Genomic DNA, 20,095 nt, shown 5'->3' with positions numbered 1-20,095 from the left:
TCGCGAGAATTCTAGAGCCTTGCTCCAAACCCCGCAAGCAAGCGGCAATCCGCCGCAAATCGGCCGCTGGGGCCGGGCCGCGGGGGGCCGAGCCGCGGGGGCCCGGAGCCGCCTCACTCGCCCTTCTTCTTGGGCTCGAAGACCTCGTCGATCAGGCCGTATTCCTTGGCCTGAGCCGCGCCCATGTAGAAGTCGCGCTCGATGTCCTTGACGATGTCGTCCCGGGAGCGGCCCGTGGACCGCACCAAGATGTCCGTCACCACGTCCTTCATGTGGCGGATTTCCCGGGCCTGGATCTCGATGTCCGTGGCCTGACCCCGGGCGCCACCGAGGGGCTGGTGGATCATGATGCGGGAGTGCGGCAGGGCGTAGCGACGCCCCTTTGCCCCTGCGCCCAGGAGCAGCGCGCCCATGCTGGCCGCTTGGCCGATGCAAATGGTGCTCACCGGGCAGCGCACGTACTGCATGGTGTCGTAGATGGCGAGGCCCGCCGTCACGACGCCCCCGGGAGAGTTCACGTAGAGCTGGATGTCCTTGTCCGGATCTTCGCTTTCCAGAAAGAGAAACTGGGCGATGATGATGTTGGCGACGTCGTCGTCCACGGCGCTGCCCAAGAACACGATCCGGTCCTTCAGCAAACGGCTGAAGATGTCCCAGGTCCGCTCGCCCCGATGAGTGGTCTCCACCACGTGGGGGTAGATGATGCTCCCGACGGGGGCGGTGGATTCCAGCAGCTCCAGGGCTTGCTGGCGGGTCTCGGGTCGCTTCGTCATCCTCGGCTCCTCCTCGGGAACTCCGGCGGCGCCTCGCCGCCGGAAGTCATCTTGATAAGTCTCGATCGCTGCAAGGACCAGGCCCCCCTGCCCCCGGCCTTCACTTCTCGTCTTCGATCTTGGCCTTCGACTCGATGATGTCGAGCACCTTGTTCTCCAAGATCATGCCAACGAGCATTTCTCGACGCCGAGGGTCGGAATATTCCGCGCGCAGCCGAGCGACGTTCTTTCCGCTCTGATCCGCGAGCTCCTTCAAGCCTTCCTCGATCTCGGGGTCACCGATCTTGATCTCCTGCTTCTTGGCGATCTCCGCCATCAGCAGGCCGGCCCGAACCTTGACCTCGCTGTCCTCGCGGATCTTCGTGCGGAGCTCGTCCCCCAGATTGCCGGTCTGACCCTGGCGGCGCGCCTGACTCAGCACCTCTTGTTCGGTGAGGCGCATCTGCCGCTCCACCAGGCTGGGCGGAATGGGAATGGGGTTGGCCTTCACCAGCTCCACCACCAGCTGTTCCGCGACGGCGTTCTCCGACGCTTCCTTGGCCTGCTTCTCGAGCCGCTCCCGGATGTCCTTCTTGAGCTCCTCCAGGGAGTCGAACTCCCCCAGGTCCTTGGCCAGCTCGTCGTCCACCGCGGGCAGCACGCGCTCCTTCAGTGCCTTCAGAGTGAGGGCGAAGGTCGCGGTCTTTCCCTTGAGCTTCGGGTGCGGATGCGTGGCGGGCATCTCCACGTTGGCCTCGGCAGTCTCTCCCGCCTTCTTTCCGACCAGTGCCTCCTCGATCGGACCGAGCAACGTGCCGCCACCGAGCTCCACCTGGAAGTCCGATGCGCCCGCGTCCTCCACGGCCTTGTCTCCGACCAGCACCTGGAAATCGATGATGACGACGTCACCGGATTTCGCAGGACGCGCCTCTTTCGGCTCCTCCAACGTGGAGTGCTCATGACGAAGCGCTTCGAGCGCTTCGTCTATCTGCTTGTCCTCCACCTTGACGGGCGGGCGCTTGGCCGTGAGCCCTTCGTAGCTCACCGATTCGATCTCCGGCACCACCTCGAAGCGCGCCTTGTAGGAGAAGGGTTGGTTGTCCAACACCTCTTGCGGCTCGATGGCCGGAGAGTTCACCGGTTGCAGGTTCTCCTTGCTCACCGCCTGGGGAAACGTTTCGTCCACCAGCCGCTGTGCCACGTCCGCGGCGATGCGCGCACCGAACATGTGGGCGAGCACGCGGCGAGGCGCCTTGCCCGGTCGGAAGCCGCGCACGCGGGCGCTCTTGGAGACCGAAGTGTACGCCTTGTCGAGCTCCTTCTTCACGCGGTCGGCAGCGACCTGCACGTCGAACTCCACGAGGACGGGACTGAGCTTTTGTACGGTGACCTGCATCGTTAGGCGCCGACACATTCCACGCTGCGCGACACGGGTCAAGCACAGGAAATCGCGCACGCAGCGTTTTTTAGGCCATGGAACAGCGGCGGCGCCGAACCGGGGTTTCGCTGGGGGGACGAGCCGGGTGGTTCCGCGGCGGACCAACAAAAGAAGTCGGCCCCCGCGGGAGGCAGTCCGCGGAGGCCAAGGAGTCCCGGGAGGCGGGACAAGTCAAGTCACGACTATTCGTCGTCGGAATCGTCGTCGTCCTCGTATTCCGCGGAATCGAGGGCCGCTTCCCAAGGATCGACGTCGAAGTCGAGCTCGTTCCGGCTCGGCTCCTCCAGCTCGTCGACGGACCATCCAATGCGGAGGCCGGGACGGATCTCCTCGCGTTCGAAGTCAGCAAAGCTGCGATAAGCTCGGTTGCGGGACATGGGTCGTCTTTCTCCTCGAGAGCTACGGTTCTTCGGGTTTGAGAGCGCTCGGAAACGCCCCCACGGGGGTGAGGACGAAGAGGTCACAGCTGCCGGGACCGGGGTCCCGGGGCGCGTAGAAGGCCTGGTGGAGCACCCGATCGCGCGCCCTCTGGTCGCGAGGTTCCGCATCCGCCAGAATCCTCGCGAGCCCGAGCCCCCCTTGACGTCGTCGCTTACTCACCTTTACCTACCCGCACCTACATCTGCGCACACAGTACGACACCCGTTGGGGGTGACCAAGAAAACGAGAAACGCCGTCGCTATTTCGATAAGAGCCTACGGACCCGACGCATTCGCGACCCAGCGATGCGATAACCCCCTCCGCCTGTCATGACGCGCCCCAACGTGATCGCCATCGCCAACCAGAAGGGTGGCGTGGGCAAGACCACCACCGCGGTGAACCTCGCAGCGAGCCTCGCCGCTGCGGAACGCCCCACCCTGCTGCTCGATCTGGATCCGCAGGCGAACGCATCGAGCGGCGTCGGTCAAGCTCCAGGCACGGTGGAGCGGACGATCTACGACGCGCTGATCGGCAACGCCACCTTGGCGGACATCGTGCGCACCACACCGCTCGGCACCCTCGACATCGCGCCGTCGAGCCAAGACCTGACGGCGGTGGAGTACGAGCTGTTCGACGACGAGGCGCGGGGCATGCACCTGCGGCGCTTGCTCGAGAGCTCGGATCTCGAGCGCTACGAGTACGTGATCATCGACTCGCCACCGAGCCTCGGCGTGCTCACGCTCAACGTGCTGGTGGCGGCAGACCGCGTGATCGTTCCGCTGCAGCCCGAGTACTACGCGCTGGAAGGCATCACCTATCTGATGGCGACCATCGACCGGGTGCGCGGTTCCCTGAACCCCACGCTCGAGGTGGAAGGCATCGTGCTCACGATGTGGGATCCGCGCAATCGCCTCGCGCATCAGGTGGCGGAACAGGTAAAGAAGCACTTTCACGTGTTCGAGGCCGTGATTCCCCGGAACGTGCGCCTGTCCGAAGCGCCCTCTCATGGGCTGCCGGCGTTGCTCTACGACGTGTCCTGCAAGGGCGCGCAGGGTTATTTGAGCCTGGCGCGAGAAGTGATCGAGGCGCGAGCGTGACACCCGGCAAGCCACCGCGCGGCCTGGGCCGCGGGCTGGATGCGCTGCTGCCGGCGCGCGCACCGGCCCCCGCACGCGCGCCGGAAAAGAGCTACGGAGAAGGCAACGTGTTCCTGTGCGCGGTGGAGAAGATCCGCCCGCAAGCGGGGCAGCCGCGGCAGCACTTCGACGATCAAGCGCTCAGCGAGCTTGCAGAGAGCATTCGCGAGCACGGCATCATCGAGCCGCTGGTCGTTCGCCGGCGCGGAAACCTCGACGAGTTCGAGCTGATCGCCGGCGAGCGGCGCTGGCGCGCGGCTCAACGGGCGGGCCTGCGCGAAGTGCTGGTGGTCGTGCGCGAGGTCAGCGCCAAGGACGCCTTCGAGCTCGCGCTGATCGAGAACATCCAGCGCGAGGATCTCGATGCCATCGAGTTTGCCGAAGCGCTCGATCGCCTGATGAAGGAGCACGGCTACACGCAGGAATCCCTTGGCGAGCGCGTGGGCAAGGACCGCTCCACCATCGCCAACGCGCTGCGCCTGCTCAAGCTGCCGGGACGCGTGCGCACCCTGGTGGTCGGCGGCCAGCTGTCCGAAGGGCACGCCCGGGCGCTGCTCGGCTCGCCCGACGAGCTGTCCTTGGCGACGCTCGCCGACCGAGTGGTGAAGGGCAAATTGAGCGTGCGCCAGACGGAAGCCCTGGTGCGGCGAGCCAAGGCCGAGAAGGGCGCCGGCGCCAAGGGCAAGAAGGGCAAGAGCCCAAGCGTGCGGGACCTGGAAACCCGGCTCGAGCGCAAGCTCGGCACCCGCTGTGAGGTGCGCGACCGCGACGGAAAGGGCGAGATCCTGGTGCGCTACTCGTCCTGGGACGAGCTCGACCGCATCCTGGAAACGCTCTTGTGAGCTACTTCACGCCCAGCTCGGCGAGGGCCTTCTTGGCGGCGGCTCCCACGCCCTGATCGCCGCCAAGCTCGGCGGCTTTCTTGAGCTCCGCGATCGCTTCCTTCTTCTTGCCGGCAGCCTTGAGGTGCTGGCCCAAGTAGAAGTGTGCCGGGGCGAACTTGTCGTCGCTCGCGATGGCGGCCTCGTAGTCCTTCTTGGCGCCGGCGTCGTCCTTCAATCCATGACGACAGACGCCCCGGCGCACCAGTAGCGCGGGCGCGGACTGCTTCTCGATGGCCTTGTCGAGGGCACCGACGCACTTGGCGAAAACGCCGAGCTTTCCGTACAGGTTCGCAGCGGCAGCGAGCACCTTCGGATCGTCGCTGGCGGTCACCTTCTCGAGCTCGGCCTGGGCCTCCTCGCTCTTGCCAGCGCCCGCCAGAAGCTCCGCGTAGGCGTACCGGAGGTCGAGCTTGTCGGGCTTGGCGTCGACAGCCTTCTTGTAAGCGTCCAGCGCCGCGGCCTTGTCGCCGCCGGCTTCCAGGGCCAGCGCGCGATTCATCAGCAGGTCCGGCTCCCCCGGCTTCGCCTGCAAACCCTTGTCGATGATCTCGAGGGCGTGCTTACCGTCGCCCGCGTCGAGCAACAGCGCCGACAGGTTGATGGACGCTTCCACCAGCTTCGGATCCAGGCTCAGGGCCTTTTCGTACTGGGCCGTCGCGCCGGGGGCATCGTTCAGGTTCTCGAGAGCCACGCCGAGAAAGAACGCTGCCTGCGGATCGTCCGGCGTCTCGGCCTGTGCCGCGGTCAGCACCTGCTTCGCCTTCTCGAAGTCACCCGCCTGGATCGCGTCGCGGCCCTCCTTCACCTTCGCGCTGGAGGCCGGCGCCACGGCGGGCTGCCCCGGGTCGTCCAGCGGAGGCGGGGTGTCCTGTGTGTTGGGCGGAGGGCTGCCACCCCCGCAACCGGCAAGCAGCAGCGCCACGCACACACCCCCAATGGCAAACCGACCCGTCATGTGTCCGTCCCTTGTAGCTTCGCGATGGTGCGAAGGATGCGTCCCTTGATGTCTTCGACGCGGCTAGAGTCGCTGATCTTGGTTCCGGCCGCATCCACTACGTAGAAGACGTCGGCCACGCTGTTGCCTTCGGTGTTGATCTTGGCCAGAGCGATGGTGAGCCCGGCTTCTTGCAGGGTGTGCGCCAGCCAGAACAAAAGGCCCGGGCGATCCTCGGTCATCACCTCGAGAACGGTGTGAGCGGTGGCGTGGTCGTCGAGGCTCACCTCCGTGGGCACCGCAGGCGCATGCCGCTCGGACCAGACTCGCGAGGAGCCGGCCCCCGCCACCAGCGCCTCGGGATCGAGCTCGCCGCTGAGGAGCCGGCCCAGATCCCGCTGGATCCGGGGAATGGCGGAGCGGATCGCGTCGGCGTTGCTGCTGCCCTTCACCCAGAACAGGTCGAGGGCACGCACGCGACCGCTCTCGTCCAGCCAGGAGTAGATCTGCGCTCCCACGACGCCGAGGCGCGCCGCCGCCAACGCCGCCGTGACCAGCGCCAAGAGCCCCGGCCGATCGTCCGCCACGAAGCAGAGCTCGGCGTACTCCTCGTCCCGAGCCAAGACGTCCACGGTGGCGGACTCCAGCCGTGCGGCCCACGCGAATCGGAGGTGGCGGAGAATGTGCTCCGCATCGTTGGCGTAGAGGTAGCGCTCCGGCACGGCCTCGAGCACGTGCTGCAGGAACTGCGCTTCCTTCTCGTCCTCGGGCTGGCCCCACAGCTCCTGCACCGCCTTGCGTTTCTCCGTGAGCACCTCGCTCAGCGTTTCCCGGCCCTCCCCCAACGTCCGATCCGCGGCGTGGTACAGCTCGTCGAGCATGCGCGCCTTCCAGGCGGTCATCGCCGTGGGGCTGGTGGTGCTGACGTCACACACGGTGAGCAGATACAGCTCGCGGAGCTTTTCGTGGTTACGCACCTCGGCGCAGAAACCGCTGAGCGTCTCCGGGTCGTCGATGTCCCGGCGCGTGGCCACGTGGTACATGCGCAGGTGCTTTTCCACGAGCTGCGCCACGGCGGTGATGCTGGCCTCGGAAAACGGGAGGCGCCGCAATATGTCCTTCACCAACCGCGCGCCGCGCTCCGAGTGATTCTTGCCGCCGATGTCCTTGCCCACGTCGTGCAGCAAGGTCGCGAAGTAGAGCACCGCGGGCCGGGAGATCTCCGCTGCCAGTCGAGAGGCCAACGGGTACTCGTGGCCGAGATCACCGCGGGACAGCGCGCGCAGGCGATCCACGGCGGCGATCGAATGCGCGTCGACCGTGTACACGTGATAGACGTCGTGGTGCACGCGACCGACGACCGGAGAAAACTCCGGGATCATCGCCAACAGCAGGCCGACGTCGTGCAGCTCCCCGAGGACGCTGCCGTTCTTGAAGCGCGTGCGCTGCGCGGTGGTGACCAGGCGCACGAAGAGCTTGGCGGCCTCGCGACTCTCGCGCAGGCGCTCGCAGAATTCGGGGCGCGTGACCGCGCGCGCCACCGTGTCGCGGGCGAACTCGTACACCGGCAGGCCTCGCCGCACCGCTTCGTCGTACAGACGCAGGGCCAGCGCCGGCTCGGCGTCCAACGCCGACGGGTGCGCCAGGGTCACCGCAGCGTTGATGATCTTGAGCCCTTTGCCGATGCTCACTTCGTGCGGTCTGCGCGTGGGTGGTGGTGCGGCGCGGGCAAGAAGCATGTCCCGCGCTCGGAGCACCTCGCGGGCGGACCGGTAGTAGTCCCGCATGAAGTGCTCCACCGCCGCCCCACCGGCGCCGTACCCCAAGTCCTCCGCCAGCTGCTCCTGCCGGTCGTAGCTCAAGCGGTCCGAACGGCGACCAGCGTACACGTGCAGCAGATTCCGCACGCGCCACATCAGGCTCTGGGCTTCGGAGATGGTCTGCCACTCGCGCGTGACCAGTACTCCGAGGCGAACGAGCTCCGACAGCTCGGACGAGCGCCAGCGGGCGCGGGCAGCCCAATGAGCGATGTCCAGGTCCCGGAGGCCGCCTGGACCGTTCTTCACGTCCGGCTCGAGCAGGTACACCGAGCCGCCGTAGCGCTCGTGGCGCGCCTGGGCGCGCTCCTGGAGGCGCTCGAGGAACTCACGGATCTGCCCCACTCCAAAGACACCTTCGAACACGCGGGCGAGCAGCGCCTGACTCGGCTCTGGGTCCCCCGCGATGATGCGCCAGTCGAGGAGCGTGGTCGCGGTGGGCAAGTCCGTGCGCGCCAGCTCGACCATGTCGTCGGCGGTCACCACCTGATGACCAATCGCAAGACCCGAGTCCCACAGTGGGTAGAGCAGGGCCTCGGCGATGGGCTGGGCGCTCTCTGCATCCGAGCCCGCGGTCAACAGCCGCACGTCCAGATCGCTGGAGAAGCACAGCGCTCCGCGGCCGTAGCTGCCCACGGCCGCCAGGGTCACGGGACGCCATTTGTCGTGGTGCACGAGGGCGGCGTGCACGGCGTGAAACAGCGACGAGAGCAAGCCATCGAAGATCCGCGCGTGGCGTTGCCCTGCTGGTAGCCCCGCGGCGGCATCGCCCCGCCGGATCATCGCCTCCACTTCCTTCTTGTGGCGATCCAGGTAGCGGCGAAGCTCACCCGCGAGGGTCGGTGAGACTGCCTCCAAGAGCGGCGCATTGGCCGTCGTCGTCGACGTCATTGGGTTGGGGGGAGTCGGACCGGCCGACAAGCCAGAGCTTTATAGCGCTCGGGGCCCAGGTGCAAACCGAAGCCGCTGGCCGCCATCAGTCGGTCGCGCTAGGCTCCACCTCGATGATTTCGCGGCGAAGCGCCCTTCTTTCGCTCATGGGGGCGGCCGCGGCGGTGGCTCTCCCGCGCCGAGCTCAGGCCAGCATTGCGCGGGCGGTGACCTTGAAGGAGCTGTCGGCCGACAGCCAGATCTCGGTCGTCGGTACCGCACTGGATGCGCAGAGCCGCTGGGAGACCGTGGCCGGCAGAAAGCGCATCGTCACCACCACGCGCTTGCGCGTGAACGAGACCATCGCCGGAAGCGCTCCCGGGGCCGAGCTCTTGGTCCGCACGTTGGGCGGACAGGTGGGGGACGTGGGACAGGTCGTCCACGGCGAGGCCTTGCTGCTGATCGGCGAGGACTCCGTGTTGTTCCTCGCGGACATCGGTGGCGGCGAGCACGCGGTCAGCGCCATGGCCCAGGGGCACTATCCGATCCGCGGCACGCTGCGCCCGAGCCCTCGCCTATCGGAGCTGCGCGGCGTCGCCGGTTCGGCGGTCCAGGATCTGGTGGGTCAGTCGCTGTCCGAAGCCCGCCGTCGTATCCAAGGAGCGTGGCGTGCGCGCTGAGATTGCCTTGGCGGCAGGGCTCTTCGTCTTCGGGCTTTCGTCCGCGGCGTCCGCCTATTGCCGCACCACCACCTGTACCTCCAAGACGTGCTCCACCAGCCCCAGCTGCGATCAGTGCCTCGATGGCGGGCTGCCGCTGTACTGGCCGAGCTCCTGCGTCTCCTTCAGCACCCAGGTGGACGGCTCGCCCTTGCGCGGCATCGACTTCGAGACGCTGAGGAACGCCGTGGCCACCGGTTTCGTCCAGTGGCAGTCCGCGCCCTGTGCCGTGGGCGGCACGCCGAGCATCAACCTGAACGACTTCGGCGCCGTCACCTGCGACCGTCAGGAGTACAACCAGGACGCGCCCAACGCGAACATCTGGATGTTTCGCGACGACTACTGGCCGTACGTCGGATCCAACTCCACGCTGGCGCTGACCACCATCACTTTCAACGTGAAGACGGGACAGATCTTCGACGCCGACGTGGAAATCAACTCGGCGGAGAACGCCATCACCGTGGGCGACGTCAGCACTCAGTACGACCTGCTTTCGATCGCGACCCACGAGGCCGGTCACTTCCTGGGTCTGTCGCACTCGTGCGATCAGAGCGCCACGATGTTCAGCTACTACGCCACCGGGGACACCAGCATGCGCTCGCTGGAAGCCGACGACATCGCGGGCATCTGCAGCATCTACCCGCCGGGAGACACGTCCCGCGCCTGCGACGCGACGCCACGCCACGGGTTTTCCACCAAGTGCAAGACGCCCGAGGACAAGGGCTGCTGCACGACCGCTCCCGGCCGTCCCTCGGGCTCCGGATCCCTTGCGGTGTTCGCCGGGCTGCTCGGCCTGGCGCTGCTCACGGCGCGCCGCCGCCGCTCCTAGTCGCGTGCGTGGAGAAAACGTGCTCCTCGTCTCCGCCGGCGAAGGCTCGGGAGACGCAATGGCGGCGCCCGTCGTGCGCCGCCTCGGCGTGGACGCGTTCGGTCTCGGCGGCGCCGAGCTCCGCGCTGCGGGGGTGGAGCTGCTCACCGACGCCAGCAGCATCAGCGCCATGGGCATCGGCAGCGTGCTGGCCCGCGCGCCGCGGATCGCGAGCGCGGCGCGCAAGCTCCTGGCGCGCGCCAAACAGCTGCGACCGCGCGCCGCGCTTCTGGTCGGCTATTCGGAGTTCAACGGCTGGCTCGGTCCGCGTCTGCGGGAGCTCGGCACGCGCGTGCTGTGGTACGCGCCGCCGCAGGTGTGGGCCTGGCGCGGCGAGCGAGCGCCGACGCTCAAGCACGCCTGCGATCGCATGGCCGTGATCCTGCCCTTCGAGCAGCGACTGTGGCGGAGTCACGGCGTGAGCGCGACCTACGTCGGCCATCCCGCGTTGGAGGCACCCAGCGTGAGCCGTGACGCGGCCCGCGAGCGTTTCGGCATGACACCCTACGCGGAGTACGTCGCGGTGTTGCCCGGCAGCCGCCCGCACGAAGTGAGCGCGCACCTGCCCGCAATGCTGGAAGCCGTCGCCCTGCTGCGCGCCGAGCGGGGCGCCCTCGACGCGCGCATCGTGCTCACCCCCACCTTGCCGCGACGAGTTGCCGACGGCGTCGCGCGCCGCGCCGCGCAGGCCGGCGTCAGCGTGATCTCTTCCAACGCGCCCCCGGTGCTGCCGGCCTTCGACGTGGCCCTCGCGGCGAGCGGCACCGTCACCATGGAGTGCGTGCTGTCGGAAGTGCCGCCGGTGATTGGCTACCGCACGGGCGCCCTCAGCGAAGCGATGGCGCGCCGCTACCTGAGCATCGACCACGTCGGGCTGCCGAACATCGTGTTGGGCAGAGGTGTATTTCCGGAGCTGCTGCAGAGCGCACTCACCGCCGATGCCCTGGCGGATGAAGCCGGTCGTCTCCTGGACGAGCGGGAGGCGTGGCTTTCCCGCTGCCGCGCGGTCCGCGCCAGCCTGGAAGAGCCGCTGGAAGAGGACACGGAGATGCCCTCGGAGCGCGTCGCCGAGCACATGAAGCCGTGGCTTTCGTGACGCCGCTGCGCTGGGCCGTGTTCGTCAGCATCGCGCTCTTCGCGCTGCGCCTTCAGCTCGCCGGTCACGTGGGCTTCGGTGACGCCGAGGCGCTTTACATCTGCTACGGACTGCATCCGCAGCCGGCCTATCTCGATCATCCCGGCTTCGTCGGGCAGGTCGCCCGCTGGCTGGGCGCTCCGTCTCCCCTGAAGACCCACCTGCTCACCGCCGTGCTGGCCACGGCCGTGCCCTGGATCGGCGGCCTCGCGGCGCGGGCCACCGGCGCGCCCTGGTCTCGCGCCGCGCGCACCGTGCTGGCCCTTGCGCTGGCACCGGAGATGGCCGTGGGGCTCTTCGGCCTGACGCCGGATCTATTGATGGCCACGGCCTGGCTCGGCGCCCTCACCCTCGCGCTGTTCGCCCTTTCCCGCCCGCCGTCGAGCTTCGCCGCGTTCGCTGCCACGCTGGGCGTGGGCGCCCTCGTCGGCATCGCCACCCTCAGCAAGGTGAGCGCGCTGTTGCTCGCCCTCGCCCTGGCCGCGAGCCTCGGCTTTCGCGCGCTCCGCCCGCGGCTTCGAACCTTCGCGCCCTGGGCCGCGGCCCTGCTGGTGCTCCTGCTGCTGGCGCCGGTGGTGCTGTGGGAAGTCCAGAACGGCAGTCCCATGCTGCGCCATCGCCTGATCACGACACAGAGCCAGGCCGGGCTCTCGTTCCGCAACCTGGGCGCGCTCCTCGGCGGACAGCTGGTGTACGTCTCGCCGGTCTTGCTCGTCGCCAGCGGCTTCGTCGCCGTGGATCTGTATCGCCGCCGCGCCGAAGACGCCGCAAGCCGCCTGCTGTGGCTGTGCACGGTGGTCCCCGGCGTGGTGCTGGCGGCCTTGTGTCTGTGGTCCAAGGTCGCCGAGCCGCACTGGCTCGCACCGGCGTACTTGCCCCTCGCGATCCACGCCGCACGCTCCGAGCGCGTGGGCCCGAAGCTCGCGGTCGCCTCCCTGGTCACGGGTGCGGCGCTCACGCTGCTCACGTGGCTGTGGGTCGCCACCGAGCTGCCGCCGCGGCTGCTCGGAGGTCTGTATCAACCGAAGTACGATCTGGCGAACGACTTGGTCGCCTGGGGACCGGGCGGTCGACTGCTCGACGACGCCGTGACGCGCACCGCCCTCGAGACCCATCGCCTGCCGGTCGTCGTGGGGCCGCACTGGGTGGTGTGCGCCCAAGCCCAAGCCGCCCTCGGCAACCGCGCGCCGGTGGGCTGCAACACGCCCCAGCGGGACGACTTCGACCGCTGGTACCCGCGCAGCCGTTGGCTCGACGCACCCGTGGTGCTGCTCGTCTACGACAGCCGCTTCCCCCTCGATCCGAAGCTCGAGCTGCCCGGCCGCACGGTGAAGAGCCGCAGCAAGGTGGAGGTGCGCCGCGGCGGCCGCGTGGTGCGCACCATCTGGGTCACGCGGCTGGACAAGACCGAAGGCGTCGGTCAGCTCGGCGCCGACACCTGGGGGCGAAGCCCCGCGGTGCGCACCAGATCGTCGTCCGCGGAGGGATCCGGGTTCGGCGTGGTGAGCAACGTGTCGCCGTAGAAAATGCTGTTCGCCCCCGCGTACAGACACAAGAGCTGCGCCTCCTTGGGCAGCTCCGAGCGCCCCGCGCTCAGCCGCACGCGAGAGCTCGGCATCATGATGCGCGCCGTCGCGATCATGCGCACGAGCTCCAGCGGCTCCACCGGCGGCAGGCTCTCGAGCGGCGTGCCCGGCACGCGAACCAGCGCGTTGATGGGGACGCTCTCGGGATGCGGCGAGAGCCGCGCCAGCTCCACCAGCATGGCGCAGCGGTCGTCGATCCCCTCGCCCATGCCGATGATGCCGCCGGTGCACACGGTGATGCCCGCGCTGCGCACGTTCCGCAGCGTGGCCAAGCGGTCCTCGAAGCCGCGGGTCGAGATGATCGACTTGTAGTGCTCGCGGGAGGTATCGATGTTGTGGTTGTAGGCGTCGAGCCCCGCTTCCTTGAGCCGCGCCGCCTGCTCCGCGCTGAGCATGCCGAGAGTGACGCACGTCTCGAGGCCCATGCCCTTGACCCGCCGCACCATCTCCAGCACCTGCTCGAAGGCCTCCCCCTCCTTCACCTCGCGCCAGGCCGCGCCCATGCAGAAGCGCGTGGCACCCACCGACACCGCGCGCTCCGCGGCCGCCACCACCTCGTCCACGCTCATCAGCGACTCGCGCTCCACGTCGGTCTTGTAGTGGGCGGACTGCGGACAGTAGGCGCAGTCTTCCGGGCAGCCACCGGTCTTCACGCTGAGCAGCGTGCACAGCTGCACCTCGCCCTCGGGATGCATCGCCAGGTGCACGGCGCGCGCCTTGTCGATCAGCTCGAACAGCGGCAGGTCGTGAAGGGCGCGCACCTCGGCGCGAGTCCAATCGTGGCGAATCGGTGCAGACATGCGGAGGTATCTAGAGCATTCCCCCGCGGGATGGAACTGCCGTACCGGACTTCCGCGTGGTTCCGCGGCGGACCAACCCCCTGATGCCATGGATGTTGGCCCGGCGCGGAACCACGCGTGGCGGACTCGCGCAGCGACGCGTCAAAAGCCGATGGCCGCGCGCGCGGTTTCGCGCTCGATCAGCCCTTCGCGGAGCAGCGCCTTCACGCTCATCTCGAAGGTCTGCATGCCGTACATGCCCTGCCCCGCCTCCATCAGCTCCTTGAGCGGCGGGTTGCCGAGAGGGCGCTTGACCGACTCGCGCACGGAGCCGGTGATGCTGAGCAGCTCCGCTGCGAGCACCATGCCCTGACCATCCGCCCGGGGCAAAAGCCGCTGGGCAATCACGCCCTGCAGCGCGTCCCCCAGGCGCTCGCGCACGTCCTCGGGATCCCCGCGGGTGAGCGCCACCACGCGATTCACCGTACGAGCGACGTCCGGAGTGTGCAGCGTGGACAGCACCAAGTGGCCCGTCTCGGCGGCCTTGAGGGCAATCTCCATGGTCTCGGAGTCGCGGATCTCACCCACCTGGATCACGTCCGGATCTTGTCGCAGGGAAGCCCGCAGCGCGTCCGCGAAGCTCGCCGTGTCGATCCCGATCTCGCGCTGGCTGATGGAACAACGGCCGTCCTTGTGCAGGTACTCGATGGGGTCTTCGATGGTGACCACGTGACGCGACATGTTCTCGTTCATGTGCGCGATCATCGCGGCCAGCGTGGTGCTCTTGCCGTTGCCGGCAGCGCCCACGCACAGCACCAGGCCCCGGTCCCGCTCCGCCAGCTCTCGCACTGCACCCGGCACGCCCAGGTCGTCGAGCCGCGGCACGTCGAAGGGGATGGCGCGCATCACGATCGCGAGGGTCCCGCGCTGGTGATACACGTTCACGCGGAAGCGACCGATGCCGGGCGCGGCGTAAGAAGTGTCGTACTCGTTGAAGCCGCTGAGGTTGTTCCGGAGCTCCTGCTCCTTGATCAGATGCCGAGCGACCGCCTCGGTGTCCTCGGGGCGGAGCTTGTCCACGCGGAAGTACACGATGGAGCCGCGCACTCGAGCCCCCGGCGGCTGACCCACTTTGAGATGCACGTCCCGGGCTCCGGCGTTGATGGCCTTGCTCAGGAGCTGGTGAAGGTACGCCTCCGAAGAGTACGGATTGGTGCCCGAGCCGGGCTGCATGCTGACCACGACTCCGGAGCATACCGAAGTCCGCCGCTTTCCGTCACTGGAGCTGCTGCTCGAGGAGCGCGCGGGCGGCAGCGACGTGGTCGCGATCGCTCGGCGGCAGCGCCGGCCGCGCGGCGAGATCGCGGAGCAACTCTTGGCACCTGCGGAGCCCCGCGGCGTCCAGCCGCTCTCCGGGCGGCGGTCGGGAGAGCACCCCGTGGAGCGCCAAAAGCACCAGCGGTCGCGAGGGCGAGTCCACCTCCGAGGCCAGCCGGCACAGCCGGCCGGCCGCGAGCTCGGCGTCCGGTGCAAAGGGCAACGCCAAGAGGGCCGTGCGCCCGGCACTCCCACCGCGCCCGAGCTGGGCCTCGAGGCCGGTCGCGCCCTCACGCTCCGCCAACGCCGCCAGATCGATGGCGTCCGCGCGGCCCGCGCGCTGCCAAAGCGGATCGTCCGGCGGCCCGGGGGAGTCGTCCGTGAAGTTGGGGGCGGGCGTTTGTGCTGCCATGGGCGACGCAGGCGCTGCACGGACCTCCGGAGGCGGTGGCGAGACCGCACACGACGATAGCCAGAGCGCGAGCAAGAGGCGTCGCATCGTCGAGCCCAGTAGCAAAGCCCCACGGCGCTGGCCATTCGCCGCCAGCCGCCACTGGCCGCCACCCCTCGGATCCAACGAATCCGCGGACATTCGTGGTCGGCACGTCGCCTGCTGTGACCTCCCGCATGCACCCCTCCCGAGCTATGCTCGACCTCGTGGACGATCCCGCGAGCTTCGTGACGCTGCGGTATCGGGTTCGCCCCGAGCCCGAGCAGTGGGTGCTCCCCGAGGGCACCGTGCCAGAGTCCATTCCTCACGATCACACCGCCCAGCGCATCCGGGCGGTGCTCGACAACTGGGCCCAAGCCCTGCCGCGCCCCGTGCGCATCGCTCGCAACCTTGCCGTTCGTTGGCTCGAACGCGCGCCGCAGATCGGCATCGACCCTGACGTGTGCGTGCTCGACCCGCCACCGCCGAAGGTCGAGCAACTCGGCAGCCTGTGCTTGTGGAAGCCGGGCCACCTACCGCCCACTATCTGCTTCGAGGTCGTCAGCGCCAATCACCCCCACAAGGACTACCGAGACGTCCACGAGCGCTACGCGGCGCTCAGGACCCAAGAGCTCGTGGTGTTCGACCCCCGTCTGGCGGGCCCGGCGTCCCTGGGTGGGCCAATCCTACTGCAGCTCTGGCGCCGGGACGCCTGCGGCGCCTTCGACCGCGTCGCCGCCACGGACGGGCCGATCTTCTCCGAGGTGCTCGGCTGTTGGCTCTCGGCGAACGACGGCGAGCTGGTCTTCAGTCACGATCGCGCGGGCAACGAGCCGTGGCAGACGCGCGAAGAGGAGCTGAGCGCCCACGGCGAACGTGAGCGCGCAGAGAAAGAACGCGAGCGCGCAGAGAAAGAACGCGAGCGCGCAGAGAAAGAACGCGAGCGCGCAGAGAAAGAACGCGCCCTGGAGGCCGAACGCGAGCTCCGTGCTCGCCTCGAAGCGCTGGAACGTCGATTGGAAGGAGACGGGGGATCGTGAACACGAAGGTGACGTACTGCCGCATCTGCGAAGCGGCCTGCGGAATGCTTGCGGACGTGGAGGGGGATCGCGTCGTGGCCCTGCGCCCGGACAAGGAGCACGTCGTCAGCCGCGGTTTCGCCTGCGCCAAGGGCACCCGCTTCCGCGAAGTCCACGAGAGCCCAGGTCGGCTGAACCATCCCCAGCGCCGCGGCCCAGAGGGTCTGGAACGCGTGTCGTGGACGGACGCCACGCGCGAGATCGGAGACAAGCTCCGCAGCATTCGCGACCAGCACGGGCCCCACGCCATTGGCATCTACGTCGGAAATCCAGCGGCCTTCAGCTACACCCTGCCGGTGTACGGCATGGCCTTCGTGCAGGCCCTGGGCACCCGCAACTACTTTTCCGCCGGCTCCCTCGACTGCAACAACAAGTTCGTCGTCGCGCGCCACATGCTGGGCAGCGCCGGCACTCACCCGGTGCCCGATCTGGATCGGGCGCGCTTCGCGTTGCTTTTGGGCACGAACCCGAGCGTGAGCCAGAGCTCCTTCGTGAATGCGCCTCGGATGGTCGCGCGTCTGAAGGCCATCGAAGCGCGCGGCGGCCGTGTGGTGGTGGTGGATCCGCGCAAGAGCGAGACGGCGCAGTTGGTGGGTGAGCACGTGGCCATCGCGCCGGACACCGACGCGGCGTTCTTGCTCGCGCTGTTGAACGTGATCTTCGACGAAGATCTCCTCGATCACACCATGGCGGAGCGCCACGCGACGGGCGTCTCCGAGCTCCGCCGAGCGGCGGCGCGCTTCACGCCAGAGCACGTGAGCGCCGCCACCCGCGTCTCGGCCGAACGCATCCGTGAGCTCGCGCGCGCCTTCGCCTCCGCCGAGGGCGCCTTCTGTCACGTGTCCACCGGCGTGAATCAGGGTCGCTTCGGAAACATCGCCTACGCCGCCAAGATCGCCCTCGAGCTCCTGACGGGCAACCTCGACCGGGCGGGCGGCGCGCTGATGATCCGCGGCGCCGCGGACACCGCCGGCCTCGCGCGGCTCATCGGCCTGGATCGCGAACCCCACTGGAAGAGCCGCATCGGCGGCTTCTCGCCGGTGCTCGGCACCTTGCCGACGCCCATCCTCGCCGACGAGATCCTGACGCCCGGTCCCGAGCAGATCCGCGCGTTGATCGTGGTGGCGGGCAACCCCGTGTTGAGCGCGCCGGACGGAGACCGCCTCTCGCGCGCCCTCGCGAAGCTCGAGCTGTGCGTCAGCGTGGATCTGTTCGTCAACGACACTGGCGCACACGCCACGCACCTCTTGCCGTCGACCGACTTTCTCGAGCGGGAAGACTTTCCTCTGGCGCAGCTGCAGCTCCAGCCCACACCCTACGTGCAGTGGAGCGACGCCGTCGTGTCGCCGCGCGCCGAGCGCCGGCAGGAGTGGCGCATCTTGGCGGACATCGCCCGCGCCGCCGGCCTGCCGCTGTTCGGAAACCGCGCCGCAGATCTCGCGACCCGCGCAGCGCTGCGCGCGGGCGGCACCGAGGCGCTGGCACTGCCGCTCCTTGCTCCCGCGCTGGGCCTCCGCCCCAAGAAGGCCCTCACGGCCCACCCTCACGGCATCGAGCTGTCGCATCGCGAGCGCCCGGGGGACTTCCTGGCTCGCCGCATCGGCACGCCGGACAAGCGCGTGGCGCTGTACCCCACGGAAGTGTGGCGCCGTCTGGACGAGCTCGAGGCATCCCTCACCGAGACGCAGCAGCTGCGGCTGATCAGCAAGCGCGAGCGCCTCGGGCACAACTCCTGGATGCACGACAACCCTCGCCTCAGCACCCCCGAGCACGCGGCGCACCTGTCCGAAGCGGACGCGCGCCGCCTGGGCATTCGCGACGGCGACCGCGTGCGCATCGCGGCCAACGGGCACTCCGTCGAGCTGCCCGCCCGGGTCAACGCGGAGCTCGGCCCCGGGGTCGTGGCCGTACCCCACGGTTACGGTCACGTCGCCGGCAGCAGCTGGAGCACGGCCAAGGCGCGGGGCGGACAGAACGTCAATCAGCTGGCCGCCGGCGGCGCGAGGGCCGTCGACCCCCTGAGCGGCATGGCTTGGCTCGTCGGCATGCCGGTGGAGGTCGAAGCCGTCGCGCGCATCCGGACCGCCGAGTCCCGCGCAGAAGGCGCGGAGTAGCGACTTTCCCGCCGGTTTCGCGCTGGCCCTCACGCCCCTGCGCGACCTTGTTGCGCGCTGCCGGGGGATTGCGCTAAAGGTTCCGGCCCTCTCGTCCGGGTAGCTCAGTTGGTAGAGCAGTGGATTGAAAATCCACGTGTCGGCGGTTCAATTCCGTCCCCGGACACCCTGCTTCCAGAGATCCTTGTCGGGCCGCCGCGGAAACGCACGAAGCGCGCCGGGCATCGCGCCGGACCGACATGAAACCGTCAGTGGCGCCGGCTCATCAGATCCAACACGCAGCGTTCCATCTCCGCGCGCGTGCCCACCACCTTTGTGGGAATGCCGACGAACAGCCCGAAGGCCTGCACGCCCATGCGCACCAGCGACTTCTGCGCGGCCACGCACACCGCGTTCACTTGCTTCTTGTGGGGCGAGGCGATGCGTTGCCAGTCACTGCGCACCTGCGGCTCGTAGTGCTCGAGCTCCAGCAGGTCGCCCACCAGGTCCACGGTGTCGTCGCCGGCGAGCTCGAAGGCGCGTTTCGCCGAGCGGGCACCGTCGGCGCCGGTCATGCGACCCTTGAATTTCACGAGCACGATGTCGCCCTGACGCGTCACGGCCCAACCGTCGCTGTCGCCCACGGTGGGAAACTCGCAGAGCTTGCGCTGAGATGCCGGCACGATTCGCCACGCTAGCCCACGGCCTGCGGCAGCTCAATCCGAAGCATGTCGGGGCGGCGCGATACCGTCACGGGCAGGAGAGCTTGGCCACGCGAATGTCGTCCACGTACCAGCCGGCCTTGGCGGGATGGCACAAGAACTCGCTGTCGTAGCTGGCGAAGTGGAATCGGAACTGGAAGCTCGCCGTGGCGTAGCTCGAGATGTCGAACTCCACCGGGACCCAGCCGCCGGTGGCACCGCTGAAGCCGTTGACGCCGTCCAGGGCGCACGGCTGACAGGTGACGCCACCCTCGGCGCTGACGGAGTAGCAGTCTACCGGCGTGCTGCCGTACCCGGTGGTGGGGTTCAGCTTCTGCCAGCTCGAACCATCGAACACTTCCACGATGCCGCCGGAATAGGTCGACTTGTCGAAGGCGCACACCAGGCTGCACAGCGCGTTGCCGGCGTTGCAGGCTCGGAAGTCGTACCACTGGTAGAGCTGCAGGCGGAGCGCCAAGCCGCTCGCGCCGCTGAGATCGATGACCGGCGAAGTGAGGGTCGAGTCCGCGCAGTTGTTGCTGTTGCCGGACAGGTTCGTGCCCCAGCACTGGCCGCCGCCGGTGTGATCGGCGCCTGGGCCGCTGGAGGGCACGCCGCACTGCCAGTCGCTCTTGGTGCCCCCCGCGGTGAAGCCGGTGCACGACGCGAAGTCGTAGCTCGTGATGGGGCAACCGGCGAAGCCGCCGCTACCGCCCGTTCCGCCCGTGCCGCCCGTCGCGCCGCCGCTTCCGCCCGTGCCCCCCGTCGCGCCGCCGCTTCCGCCCGCCGCGCCGCCGCTTCCGCCCGTGCCTCCCGTCGCTCCGGTTCCGCCGCTCGCCCCCACGCCAGCGGCGCCGCCCATAGTGCCGGCGCTGCCGCCATCCCCAGCGGTGCCGCCACTTCCGCCGCCGATGCCCGCGCCGCCGCCGCTACCGGCCTGTCCCGCTTGCCCGCCGACGCTCGCGTCCGCACCGCCAGCGCCCGTTCCTCCGGTCGACAGATCCGGCGTGATGCCTTCGCTCTTGGCGCAAGCCGGCGCGATCAAGAGCGCCAGCGCGACAAGCTGGGTACGAAAGCGAAGCCCCGACACGCGCACAAGATACCCGCGGCGCCCTCCGCGCGCCACCGCGTTGCCAA

The 20,095-nt window shown here is 68.7% G+C and carries 18 protein-coding genes and 1 tRNA gene; 9 read left to right on the top strand and 10 right to left on the bottom strand.

Annotation, left to right across the window (positions count from 1 at the left end):
• Positions 1-113: 113 nt before the first annotated feature.
• The 3 genes from clpP to H6717_10195 all read right to left on the bottom strand — a co-directional run bounded on the left by clpP (position 114) and on the right by H6717_10195 (position 2,567).
• Entirely contained in the window at positions 114-773 is a 660-nt protein-coding gene (gene clpP, locus H6717_10205) for an ATP-dependent Clp endopeptidase proteolytic subunit ClpP (protein ID MCB9577384.1), read from the bottom strand.
• A gap of 100 nt (positions 774-873) precedes the next feature.
• On the bottom strand, positions 874-2,148 hold the full coding sequence (gene tig, locus H6717_10200; GenBank protein MCB9577383.1) for a trigger factor: 1,275 nt from the start codon (positions 2,146-2,148) through the stop codon (positions 874-876).
• A 224-nt stretch (positions 2,149-2,372) separates the two neighbouring features.
• A complete protein-coding gene (locus H6717_10195; GenBank protein ID MCB9577382.1) occupies positions 2,373-2,567 on the bottom strand; it encodes a transcriptional regulator in 195 nt (64 codons plus the stop codon).
• A 372-nt stretch (positions 2,568-2,939) separates the two neighbouring features.
• Between H6717_10195 and H6717_10190 the strand changes: the two genes are divergently transcribed.
• Together H6717_10190 and H6717_10185 are read left to right on the top strand one after the other, a co-directional pair.
• Positions 2,940-3,707, top strand: a complete 768-nt coding sequence (locus H6717_10190) for a ParA family protein (GenBank protein ID MCB9577381.1) — start codon at positions 2,940-2,942, stop codon at positions 3,705-3,707.
• Positions 3,704-4,588 (top strand): ParB/RepB/Spo0J family partition protein, encoded by an 885-nt coding sequence (locus H6717_10185; protein ID MCB9577380.1) that lies wholly within the window; start codon positions 3,704-3,706, stop codon positions 4,586-4,588. Before H6717_10190 ends, H6717_10185 begins: the two co-directional genes overlap by 4 nt.
• A gap of 1 nt (position 4,589) precedes the next feature.
• Here the strand turns inward: H6717_10185 and H6717_10180 are convergent, their stop codons facing one another.
• Both H6717_10180 and glnD read right to left on the bottom strand, forming a co-directional pair.
• A complete protein-coding gene (locus tag H6717_10180; GenBank protein ID MCB9577379.1) occupies positions 4,590-5,585 on the bottom strand; it encodes a tetratricopeptide repeat protein in 996 nt (331 codons plus the stop codon).
• A complete protein-coding gene (glnD, locus tag H6717_10175; protein MCB9577378.1) occupies positions 5,582-8,272 on the bottom strand; it encodes a [protein-PII] uridylyltransferase in 2,691 nt (896 codons plus the stop codon). The genes H6717_10180 and glnD overlap by 4 nt, the downstream gene beginning before the upstream one ends.
• Positions 8,273-8,385: 113 nt before the next feature.
• Between glnD and H6717_10170 the strand changes: the two genes are divergently transcribed.
• The 4 genes from H6717_10170 to H6717_10155 are packed head-to-tail and all read left to right on the top strand — an operon-like array spanning position 8,386 to position 12,496.
• Entirely contained in the window at positions 8,386-8,931 is a 546-nt protein-coding gene (locus H6717_10170; GenBank protein MCB9577377.1) for a hypothetical protein, read from the top strand.
• Positions 8,921-9,799: a matrixin family metalloprotease gene (locus H6717_10165; GenBank protein ID MCB9577376.1), complete on the top strand. Its 879-nt coding sequence runs from the start codon at positions 8,921-8,923 to the stop codon at positions 9,797-9,799. Before H6717_10170 ends, H6717_10165 begins: the two co-directional genes overlap by 11 nt.
• A gap of 58 nt (positions 9,800-9,857) precedes the next feature.
• Positions 9,858-10,934 carry a lipid-A-disaccharide synthase gene (gene lpxB / locus H6717_10160; GenBank protein ID MCB9577375.1) on the top strand — a complete coding sequence of 359 codons (1,077 nt, stop codon included), beginning with the start codon at positions 9,858-9,860 and terminating at the stop codon, positions 10,932-10,934.
• The gene (locus H6717_10155) at positions 10,922-12,496 is read left to right on the top strand and encodes a glycosyltransferase family 39 protein (protein ID MCB9577374.1); all 1,575 of its coding nucleotides are present in this window, start codon (positions 10,922-10,924) and stop codon (positions 12,494-12,496) included. The genes lpxB and H6717_10155 overlap by 13 nt, the downstream gene beginning before the upstream one ends.
• Here H6717_10155 and bioB read toward each other — a convergent pair.
• From bioB to H6717_10140, 3 genes are all read right to left on the bottom strand, one after another.
• Entirely contained in the window at positions 12,394-13,359 is a 966-nt protein-coding gene (bioB, locus tag H6717_10150) for a biotin synthase BioB (GenBank protein ID MCB9577373.1), read from the bottom strand. The genes H6717_10155 and bioB overlap by 103 nt on opposite strands.
• A 141-nt stretch (positions 13,360-13,500) precedes the next feature.
• On the bottom strand, positions 13,501-14,571 hold the full coding sequence (locus H6717_10145) for a PilT/PilU family type 4a pilus ATPase (GenBank protein ID MCB9577372.1): 1,071 nt from the start codon (positions 14,569-14,571) through the stop codon (positions 13,501-13,503).
• Positions 14,572-14,614: 43 nt separating this feature from the next.
• The gene (locus H6717_10140; protein ID MCB9577371.1) at positions 14,615-15,154 is read right to left on the bottom strand and encodes a hypothetical protein; all 540 of its coding nucleotides are present in this window, start codon (positions 15,152-15,154) and stop codon (positions 14,615-14,617) included.
• Positions 15,155-15,300: 146 nt separating this feature from the next.
• Here H6717_10140 and H6717_10135 point away from each other — a divergent pair, with 146 nt between their 5' ends.
• From H6717_10135 to H6717_10125, 3 genes are all read left to right on the top strand, one after another.
• Positions 15,301-16,125 carry a Uma2 family endonuclease gene (locus H6717_10135; GenBank protein MCB9577370.1) on the top strand — a complete coding sequence of 275 codons (825 nt, stop codon included), beginning with the start codon at positions 15,301-15,303 and terminating at the stop codon, positions 16,123-16,125.
• Positions 16,122-18,278, top strand: a complete 2,157-nt coding sequence (locus H6717_10130) for a molybdopterin-dependent oxidoreductase (protein MCB9577369.1) — start codon at positions 16,122-16,124, stop codon at positions 18,276-18,278. The genes H6717_10135 and H6717_10130 overlap by 4 nt, the downstream gene beginning before the upstream one ends.
• A 93-nt stretch (positions 18,279-18,371) precedes the next feature.
• Positions 18,372-18,444, top strand: a tRNA-Phe gene (locus H6717_10125).
• A gap of 82 nt (positions 18,445-18,526) precedes the next feature.
• Here H6717_10125 and H6717_10120 read toward each other — a convergent pair.
• Both H6717_10120 and H6717_10115 read right to left on the bottom strand, forming a co-directional pair.
• A complete protein-coding gene (locus tag H6717_10120; GenBank protein MCB9577368.1) occupies positions 18,527-18,940 on the bottom strand; it encodes a hypothetical protein in 414 nt (137 codons plus the stop codon).
• Between the two features lie 67 nt (positions 18,941-19,007).
• Positions 19,008-20,048, bottom strand: coding sequence for a hypothetical protein (locus tag H6717_10115; GenBank protein ID MCB9577367.1), 1,041 nt, complete (start codon positions 20,046-20,048; stop codon positions 19,008-19,010).
• Between the last annotated feature and the right edge of the window lie 47 nt (positions 20,049-20,095).

This window comes from Polyangiaceae bacterium (assembly GCA_020633235.1).
GTDB lineage: Bacteria > Myxococcota_A > Polyangia > Polyangiales > Polyangiaceae > JACKEA01.
This window is presented reverse-complemented; position numbering and strand designations above follow the sequence as displayed.